The 8,354-nt window shown below is 73.1% G+C and carries 7 protein-coding genes and 1 riboswitch; of the genes, 3 read left to right on the top strand and 4 right to left on the bottom strand.

Features of this window, described 5'->3' with window-relative positions; translation table 11 throughout:
• Window positions 1-92: 92 nt before the first annotated feature.
• From AB0I42_RS14285 to AB0I42_RS14275, 3 genes are all read right to left on the bottom strand, one after another.
• Window positions 93-2,063: a glycosyl hydrolase family 28-related protein gene (locus AB0I42_RS14285; RefSeq protein WP_357537402.1), complete on the bottom strand. Its 1,971-nt coding sequence runs from the start codon at window positions 2,061-2,063 to the stop codon at window positions 93-95.
• Between the two features lie 348 nt (window positions 2,064-2,411).
• Complete coding sequence (locus tag AB0I42_RS14280; protein ID WP_357537400.1) at window positions 2,412-3,851, bottom strand: glycine hydroxymethyltransferase; 1,440 nt, start codon at window positions 3,849-3,851, stop codon at window positions 2,412-2,414.
• A gap of 16 nt (window positions 3,852-3,867) precedes the next feature.
• Window positions 3,868-3,960, bottom strand: a riboswitch (ZMP/ZTP riboswitch).
• Window positions 3,961-4,098: 138 nt separating this feature from the next.
• Entirely contained in the window at window positions 4,099-4,536 is a 438-nt protein-coding gene (locus tag AB0I42_RS14275; protein ID WP_357537398.1) for a DoxX family protein, read from the bottom strand.
• 204 nt (window positions 4,537-4,740) lie between these two features.
• On the opposite strand from AB0I42_RS14275, the gene AB0I42_RS14270 reads away from it, so the two are divergent.
• The 3 genes from AB0I42_RS14270 to AB0I42_RS14260 all read left to right on the top strand — a co-directional run bounded on the left by AB0I42_RS14270 (window position 4,741) and on the right by AB0I42_RS14260 (window position 7,631).
• A complete protein-coding gene (locus AB0I42_RS14270) occupies window positions 4,741-5,655 on the top strand; it encodes a helix-turn-helix transcriptional regulator (RefSeq protein WP_357537396.1) in 915 nt (304 codons plus the stop codon).
• A complete protein-coding gene (locus tag AB0I42_RS14265) occupies window positions 5,652-6,434 on the top strand; it encodes a helix-turn-helix domain-containing protein (protein WP_357537395.1) in 783 nt (260 codons plus the stop codon). The genes AB0I42_RS14270 and AB0I42_RS14265 overlap by 4 nt, the downstream gene beginning before the upstream one ends.
• A gap of 573 nt (window positions 6,435-7,007) precedes the next feature.
• Entirely contained in the window at window positions 7,008-7,631 is a 624-nt protein-coding gene (locus AB0I42_RS14260) for a helix-turn-helix domain-containing protein (RefSeq protein ID WP_357537394.1), read from the top strand.
• 13 nt (window positions 7,632-7,644) lie between these two features.
• Here AB0I42_RS14260 and AB0I42_RS14255 read toward each other — a convergent pair whose 3' ends face one another.
• Entirely contained in the window at window positions 7,645-8,331 is a 687-nt protein-coding gene (locus tag AB0I42_RS14255; RefSeq protein ID WP_357537392.1) for a S1 family peptidase, read from the bottom strand.
• Window positions 8,332-8,354: the final 23 nt, after the last annotated feature.

Raw genomic sequence — 8,354 nt, 5'->3', positions numbered from 1 at the left:
GGCGGGCGGGGGCGGCCCGCCCGGGGCGGTCGCGTGTCCGTCGCCGGCGGGGAGCGGCGGGAGGGTCCCCGGGGACGGACCGGCCGGTGCTGTCACGCGCAGTTGGTCGGCGGGGCGACCGGTCGCGCGGTGTCCATCGGCCAGTTCCAGCGGATGTCGTTCTGCCAGCCGGAGTTGCCGCCGCCGTCGGTGATCTCGAACGGGTCGCCGCGCCAGGTGCCCCCGACGCCGAGGTTGCGGGCCTCCACGCCGGTGAAGCTGCCCGCGCCGGCCACCTGGAGTTGCAGCGCGTACGTGCCGGCGCCGTCGATGCAGGCCCCGTCGACGTGGATGTTGCTGACCGAGTGCGCCTCCGGATGCCCCTTCACCGCCATGATCGCCGAGTAGGTGCTGTCCAGGAACGAGTTGTCGACGACGTCGATCCGGGCGTCCATCGGACCGTCCAGCGAGTAGAACCACAGCGCCCCCACGCCGAAGTTCCAGTTCAGGTCGAGCACGCCGGCCCGTACGGTGGTGTTGCGGGCGAACGTGAGCGTGCCGGAGAACCGGGTCGACCCGTGCCGGTAGCCGGCGTGCAGGCCGCCGCCCTCGCGCACGGTCTCGGCGACGACGTTGTCGGACACCACGTTGTCCCGGCCGCCGTAGATCGCGATTCCGTTGGCCAGCACCGGCGCGATCACGGTGTTGTGGTCGTAGACGTTGTCGTGGTCCTGGTCGGCCTCCTCCGACGTCTCCGGGGTCCCGTCCGGGTTCTTGACGAAGTGCGACCACATGGCCAGCCCGTCGTCGCCGAGGTTGCGCAGGAAGTTGTTGGTGACCCGTACGCCGGAGATGCCGCGCCGCAGGTTCAGCCCGTCGGCCATCTGGTCGACGATCATGTTGTCCCGCACGGTGAGCCCGTGGAACGGGCCGTCGAACCACATCCCGACCTTGGTCCGCTGGATGTAGAGCCGCTCCACGGTGGACCCGCCGCCGAGCGCCCCGCCGATCCCGTTGACCTGGAGGTCGTCGCGGCGTTCCCGGATGTTGCCGATGATCGCGAAGTCGGACAGGTGCACGTCGTGGCTGCCGCCGTCGGCGGCCCACTTCCCGTAGAACCCGACGCCGTCGCCGCGCACGACGCTGTGCCAGTTGCCGGCCCCGGTGACGGTCACGTCGTCAACGACGACGTGCCGGTTCACCTGGTACGTCCCCGGCGGGATGAACACCGTACGGCCGCTCGCCCGGCCGGCGGCCACCGCGGCGTCGAACGCGTCGGCGGATTCCCGTACGCCGGTCGGGTCGGCGCCGAAGTCGACCACCGACAGCGCCCCGCGTGGCATCTTCTTCGGCTTGGCGACCATCTCGAAGTCGACCAGGTCGATCACCGCCCACGGCAGCGTCGAGTCGTGCGGCAGCTTCAGCTTGATCTTCTGCCCGGCGTGCAGGGTCTTGCCGAGCAGGAGCCGCTGCTCGGCGTAGAAGTGGTGCGGCCGGAACGGGGTCTTGACCGGGCGCGGCTCTGGAATCCACCAGTCGTCCGGCGGGACCGCCTTCGGGTCGTTGGAGAACGGGTACGTGCTGTAGAGCCAGGAGAACTCCGACGTCAGCGTGATCGTGTGCCGGCGCTGGTTGTTGAGGTAGACGTCCAGCGGGCCGGTGATGCCGCCGCCCTGTTCGGCGTCCGGGATGGCGTACCGGACGTTGAGCGAGTTGGTGTCGCGGGTCAGGGTGAACTCCACCCACTCGCCGGGGGCGTCGAGCTTGACCGCCCGGCGCCCGGACGCCTCCGACGGCAGGGTGTAGGCGTTGCGGTCCGGGCCGATGATCTCCCCGGTGGTGGCGGCGTTCTCGGCCTCCTGCTCGACGAACGGCACGGTGGCGCCGCGGCCGGCGGTCAGGTGCGGTGGCAGCCCGGCGACGGTCTCGACGCCGGCCGGGCCGGGCGGGTCGGCGGTGGCCAGCGCGGGGTGCGCGCCCAGCGTGCCGGCGCCGAGCGCGACCACGAACGATCCGGCCACGACGGCCCGGATCCGGCCCCGCCGCGCGGGCCGGCGGGGGTGTTGCGAATGCTGGTCAGACATCGATGGCGACTCGATTCTCGCGGGGCCGGCCGGCGCGCACTGGGGGACGGGCGGCGCCGATCGGCGGCGGTGGTTGCGATGACGTTAAATCTCGACGCAACATCAGACAAGACCCGATCGGAGGATGAAAATTTCTGGCGTTGCCGTGCAAGAACGGGACGGCTGCGGATCGACCCGCTGACCTGTCGGGTCGAAGGGCCGCCGGGCAAGAGGACAGCCGGCGGGCAGGGACGGCCGCCGGGCAGACAGCCGGCGGGCAGGGACAGCCGGCGGGCAGGGACAGCCGGCGGAAAAGAGCTCCGCCCGGCTCGGACGGGCCGAACCGGGCGGATCAGGTCGGGGTCGGGCTCAGCCGAGGTCGACCGAGGGGTAGAGCGGGAACCCGGCGAGCAGTTCGTCGGCCTGCTTGGCGATCCGGTCGGCGACGGCGGGGTCGAGGACGTACTTCGCCTTGGAGGGCGCGCCGTCCGGGCCGACGCCCGGCTTGGTCTGGCTGAGCACGGTGTTGATCAGGTCGGCGGTCTCGTCCATCTGGGCGGTGCCGAGCCCGCGCGTGGTCAGGGCCGGGGTGCCGATCCGGATGCCGGAGGTGTACCAGGCGCCGTTCGGGTCCTGCGGGATCGAGTTGCGGTTGGTGACGATGCCGGCGTCGAGCAGCGCCTGCTCGGCCTGCCGGCCGGTGAGCCCGAAGCCGGTCGTGTCGATGAGCACGAGGTGGTTGTCGGTGCCACCGGTGACCAGCCGTACGCCCCGGCGCAGCAGACCCTCGGCGAGGGCCTGGGCGTTGTCGACGATCCGCTGGGCGTAGTCGGCGAAGGCGGGCTGGCGGGCCTCGGCGAGCGCGACCGCCTTGGCCGCCATGACGTGCGGCAGCGGGCCGCCGAGCACCATCGGGCAGCCGCGGTCGACCTGGTCGGCGAGTTCGGGCTGGCAGAGCACCAGGCCGCCGCGCGGGCCGCGCAGCGACTTGTGGGTGGTGGTGGTGACGATGTGGGCGTGCGGCACCGGGTCGAAGTCGCCGGTGAAGACCTTGCCGGCGACCAGTCCGGCGAAGTGGGCCATGTCAACCATGAAGGTGGCGCCGACCTCGTCGGCGATCTCCCGCAGGATGCGGAAGTTGACCTTGCGCGGGTAGGCCGAGTAGCCGCCGACGAGGACCAGCGGCTTGAACTCCTTGGCGGTCTGCCGCAGGGCGGCGTAGTCGATGAGCCCGGTGGCCGGGTCGGTGCCGTAGCTGCGCTGGTCGAACATCTTGCCGGAGATGTTCGGGCGGAAGCCGTGGGTGAGGTGGCCGCCGGCGTCGAGCGACATGCCGAGCATGCGCTGGTTGCCCAGCTCGCGGCGCAGCGCGAACCAGTCCTCCTCGGTCAGGTCGTTGACCTGCCGGACCTGGGCCTTGCGCAGGGCCGGTGCCTCGACCCGGTCGGCGAGGATCGCCCAGAAGGCGACGAGATTGGCGTCGATGCCGGAGTGCGGCTGCACGTACGCGTGCGGGGCGCCGAAGAGTTCACGGGCGTGCTCGGCGGCGATCGCCTCGATGGTGTCGACGTTGCGGCAGCCGGCGTAGAAGCGGCGGCCGATGGTGCCTTCGGCGTACTTGTCGCTGAACCAGTTGCCCATGGCGAGCAGGACGGCCGGGGAGGCGTAGTTCTCGCTGGCGATGAGTTTGAGGGACGCCCGCTGGTCGGCGAGTTCGGCGGCGATCGCGTCGGCGACCCGGGGCTCGACCGTGCGTACGACGTCCAGCGCGCTGCGGTAGGCGGTGGACTCGGCGTTGAGCGACGACATGGCACCTCCGGTTGCGGTTGAGGGCCCAGGCGCTCGGCATTCGTCGTGGTGACGGGGCCGCTCCCCGATGGTTTGTGCCCATCCCAGCGCGCCAGTCACGGCCCAGGGAAGACCTTACCGAATCGTGGTCGGCGGTCGTCGCGGTGTCCGGCGGGGTGTCGGGGCCACCGCCCGTGGGCGGGGTCCGGTGGCGGTCGGGGACCGGTGGGTACGGCCGGGTTGGTCAGGCCCGGCCGGTGTGGGGTGGTCAGCCGTTGGCCGGTACGGGTTGTGCCCCGGCCTGGTTGCCGCGCCGGCTCAGCAGCGCGTCCAGGGACCACGGCCCGGCACCGAGTACGGCGATGACCAGGAACGTCCACGCGTAGAGGGCGGAGGTGACACCGCCGTTCTCGATCGGGAACAGGTTGGTCGGCTGGTGTACGACGAAGTAGGCGTACGCCATGGAGCCCGAGCTGAGCACGGCGGCCGGCCGGGTGGCGAACCCGACGAGCACCAGCAGCCCGCAGACGAGTTGGATCAGGCCGGCCCACCAGGCGGGCCAGGCGCCCACCTCGACGGCCTGCCCGGTGCCCCGGGCCCCGCCGAAGAGGCCGAGCACGGTGGCGGCCCCGTGGCAGGCGAAGAGCAGGCCGACCACGGCGCGGAACAGCGACCACACGGGCGCTGCGATGCGGTTTGACGTCATTCGTGACCCTTTCGTGAGGTGGACCGTGAAGAGCAGGATGGCCTGTCCACCTGCCTCTTCCGTGTCCGAGACGTAAACACCTATCGATATATTGCCCGGACCGCACCGCCCCCCGCACGACCGTCCCATCGGGCACACTTTGCGTGGCGACGGGAGCACGTGTTCAAGGGCTGACGCCGGCCCCGGCCTGTGGTGGTGAATGAGGTGGCGAGTGCGCCGGTCAGCGGGGCCGACCAGGAGCGGGTCGAACTGCTCAGATCGTTTCTCCGGGTGCGCCGGCTGCGGCTCGACCGGCCCGACGCCGGCCTGCTGCCCCGGGTCGGCGGCCGGCCGGGGCTGAGTCAGGACGACCTCGCCGAGGCGACCGGCTACTCCGCCCGCATCATCAGTCAGCTCGAGCAGGGCCGGCTGCGCTCGCCGTCGGCGCAGCTTCTCCAGGCGGTCGCCACGGCGCTGCGACTCGACGCGGAGGAGCGGCACGTCCTGTGGATGCTGGCGACCCGCTCGGCCCCGCCCGCCCAGGGCTACGCCACCGCCGCCGATCCGGTGCTGACCCGGCTCGCCGACCAGTTGCATCCCCATCCGGCGCTGGTGACCGACGTGGCGTGGCGGGTGCTCGCCGTCAACCGCGCGGTCGCGCGGTGGCTCGTCGACTTCGACCGCCTCGAGCCGGACCGGCGCAACTTCGCCTGGTGGTTGTTCTGCGACCCGCACGCCCGGCACGCGATGGTCGACTGGGAGTGCGACTTCGCCGCCGCCTTTCTCGACGACCTGCGGGCCACGTGGGCCCGCTGGCCGGACGATTCGGCGCTGCGGTCGCTGGTCTCCGGCCTGCGCGCGCAGAGCCCGTTCGTCGACCGGGCCTGGCGGGACGGGGCCGGGATCCACCCCCGGCCGTCGGGCCGTACCCGCGCCCTGCGCCGCCCCGGGCACACCGATCCGGCCCGGGCCGGCGACGCCGGCCACCACGTACGGGTCGAGATGACGACGCTCGCCCCCGGCCGCCCGGACGACGAGCGGCGGCTGCTCGTGTTCCTGCTGCCCGAGGGGGAAGAGGGCGCCGGCCCGCTCTCCCGCGACGCCTGCTCCGCGTGCGAGCCGTCCGGGGGTGGGCGATGACGCTTTCCGAGGTCGGGCCGCCGGCCGTCGATCCCCGGCTGGGGCACTGGCTGCGCCGGCTCCGCCGGACCACCGACCGGACCGGGCTGGGCCTGCCGCCCGGTCCACGGTCGAGGGGAGACTGGCTGACCCAGGTGGAGGTGGCCCGGCTCGCCGGCTGCACCCCACGCGCCTATCAGCTCGTCGAACAGGGCGTACGGGTGCCCGGGCCGCGGCTGGCCGAGGGGATCGTACGGGCGCTGCGACTCGATCCCCAGCAGCAGGCCTACCTCAACAGCCTGATCAACCCGGTCACCGATCCGCCGACCCGGGTCGACCGGGCGGTGCTGCAACGCCTGGTCGACGCGAGCGTGGCGCCCGCCATGGTCTTCGACCGGTACTGGACGGTGGTGGTCGTCAACGCGGCGATGGCGCCGGTGTCGCCCTACGTCGTACCCGGGTCCAACCTGGGCGCGTGGCTGTTCAGCCGGGTGGGCCGGTCGATCGTCGGCTGGGAGCGGGAGACCGAGGAGTTCGTCGCCCGCTATCGGCTGGCGCAGGCGGCGTATCCGGCCTCCGGCCTTACCGACCCGGTGATGGAGCGGCTGTGCCGGGTCAGCGAGCGGGCTCGGCTGCTATGGGCCGGCGCCGGCGTCGCCGCCGACCCGGTCGGCAAGCGGTGGCAGGTGCGTATGCCCTCGGGGCAGTTGCGGACCTACGAGGTGACCGTGGCGCAGTTGGCGTCGTACGCCCCGGGGCTGCGGCTCGCGTTCTGCCTGCCGGTGTCCGGCCCGGCCTGAACCGCGATCGCGCCGACGGCGCCGTACGCGAAATGCTGTTTCTACCAGTGGTTGGTGCTGGCTCCAATGGATCGTCGCATCGGACACTTTGGGTCGCCGTGGGAGCACTTGCAGTGAGACGTTCGTCTTGCGGTGTCCTGTGGTGCAAAACCCCTTTACTGCGGGCGACGGTCGTACGTCAGGCGACCGGCCGCCCGTTTGCGTCCCCCGGGTGTCTCGTCACGCGGTGGGACGCCCCGTGCAGACCCGCCGAGGTCGGCGCCGGTTCGGCGTCCGGCGGGGTCCCGCGAGAGCGCACGCCGCAGCACGCCCCGCAGGGGGCGTGACGGGGGGCGGCGGGCGCGTACCGGCGGGCGAGCGGGGTGGCCGGCACGCCGTGGCGGACGCCGGCCGCCCGCCCGCGCGGCCGTGGGAGCACGACGCTCGCGCTGGGCGCCCGACGCACGGGGCGCCCAGCGTGGGCGGGGCGTCGCCGGCCGTACGATCCGATCTTCCCGCTGATTCGTGCGCCAGGCTTTCGCCGAACTGGTTCGTGTTCTTGACGACAAGATTTGTCGGTGGGACGGTGGTGCCATGTTCGACGTCGCAGTGATCGCCGACCCGGCCGCCGCCGAGGTGTCGTTGGATCCGGTCCGGGCCCGCCTGCTGGCCGCGCTGGCCGAGCCGGGCTCGGCCAGCAGCCTGGCGCCGCACGTCGGGCTCACCCGACAGAAGGTCAACTACCATCTGCGGGCGCTGGAGCGGCACGGCCTGATCGAGCTGGTCGAGGAGCGCCGCAAGGGCAACTGCACCGAGCGGGTGATGCGGGCGACCGCCGCGTCCTACGTGATCTCGCCGACCGCGCTGGCGGCCGTCGCGCCCGATCCCGGCCGGGCCCCCGACCGGCTCTCCGCGCAGTGGATGCTCGCCCTCGCCGCCCGGCTGGTGCGCGAGGTCGGCGAGCTGATCACCGGAGCCGCCGCCGCGAAGAAGCGGCTGGCGACCTTCGCCATCGACAGCGAGGTCCGGTTCGCCTCGGCCGCCGACCGGGCCGCCTTCGCCGAGGAGTTGACCGGGGCCGTCACCCACCTGCTCGCCAAATACCACGCGCGCGACGCCGAGGGCGGGCGCGAGCACCGCCTCGTCCTCGCCCTGCACCCCAGCCTCCGGCCGGCCGTGCCGGAGGGCGCCGACACCCGCGCCGGCGGGGAGAGCTAGGAAAGGTGCGCGGTCAGGAGGTCAGCAGCGCGACGCCGTACGCGGCCAGGGCCGGCCGGACCGGCAGGAAGTAGCTGGTCCCGGCGGCCGGGCAGGTCCCCGACCCGCCGACTTGGACGCCCTGCGCCTGTCCGCCCGCCGTCAGGTAGGGCGTGCCGACCTCGCCCGCCTCGGCGCAGATGTTCGCCCGGGTCAGTCCGGGGACGGCGCCGCCGGGGAAGTTGACCGTGTGGTTGAGCCCGGTGACCGGGCCGCACCGCCAACCGGAGGTCGGCCCGGAGCGGCAGACGACCGCGCCGACCGGTGCGGGGTTCGCGCCCTTCACCGCGACGGTCCCGCCGGCCACCCGCACCTGGCCGACCGGCACCCAGCCCGGGTTCAAATCGACGAGGACGTAGCCGACCTGCGGGTAGGGCGAGGCGACGATCAGGCCGACGGCCACCCCGCCGGTGGTGGTGATGGTCGTGCCGGCCGGCCCGCAGACGCTGCTGGCCAGGAAACCGTCGGGCACGGTGAAGCCGACGACGCAGCGGCCGCCCGCGCCGATCAGCGTGTCGCCGCCGCGGATCTGGCCGCTCAGCGTGGTCGGCGGCGCCGTCCCGGCGGTGGCGGCCGCCGCGGCGGTCGCTGGCGGAACGGCGGCCGACAGGCCGGCGGCGAGCAGGGCGGCGGCGAGGATGCGCGGGAGTCGGCGGGCCATGCCCACCAGGCTAAGCGACGATC

This window comes from Polymorphospora sp. NPDC050346, assembly GCF_040655695.1.
GTDB classification, from domain to species: Bacteria; Actinomycetota; Actinomycetes; order Mycobacteriales; family Micromonosporaceae; genus Polymorphospora; species Polymorphospora lycopeni.
The sequence above is the reverse complement of the archived record's forward strand: the minus strand, read 5'-3'. Positions and strand labels throughout refer to the sequence as shown.

Excerpts from the sequence above, each read along its gene's own strand:
- AB0I42_RS14285 (WP_357537402.1), bottom strand. The coding sequence starts at position 2,063 with ATGTCTGACCAGCATTCGCAACACCCCCGCCGGCCCGCGCGGCGGGGC.
- AB0I42_RS14280 (WP_357537400.1), bottom strand. The coding sequence starts at position 3,851 with ATGTCGTCGCTCAACGCCGAGTCCACCGCCTACCGCAGCGCGCTGGAC.
- AB0I42_RS14275 (WP_357537398.1), bottom strand. The coding sequence starts at position 4,536 with ATGACGTCAAACCGCATCGCAGCGCCCGTGTGGTCGCTGTTCCGCGCC.
- AB0I42_RS14265 (WP_357537395.1), top strand. The coding sequence starts at position 5,652 with ATGACGCTTTCCGAGGTCGGGCCGCCGGCCGTCGATCCCCGGCTGGGG.
- AB0I42_RS14260 (WP_357537394.1), top strand. The coding sequence starts at position 7,008 with ATGTTCGACGTCGCAGTGATCGCCGACCCGGCCGCCGCCGAGGTGTCG.
- AB0I42_RS14255 (WP_357537392.1), bottom strand. The coding sequence starts at position 8,331 with ATGGCCCGCCGACTCCCGCGCATCCTCGCCGCCGCCCTGCTCGCCGCC.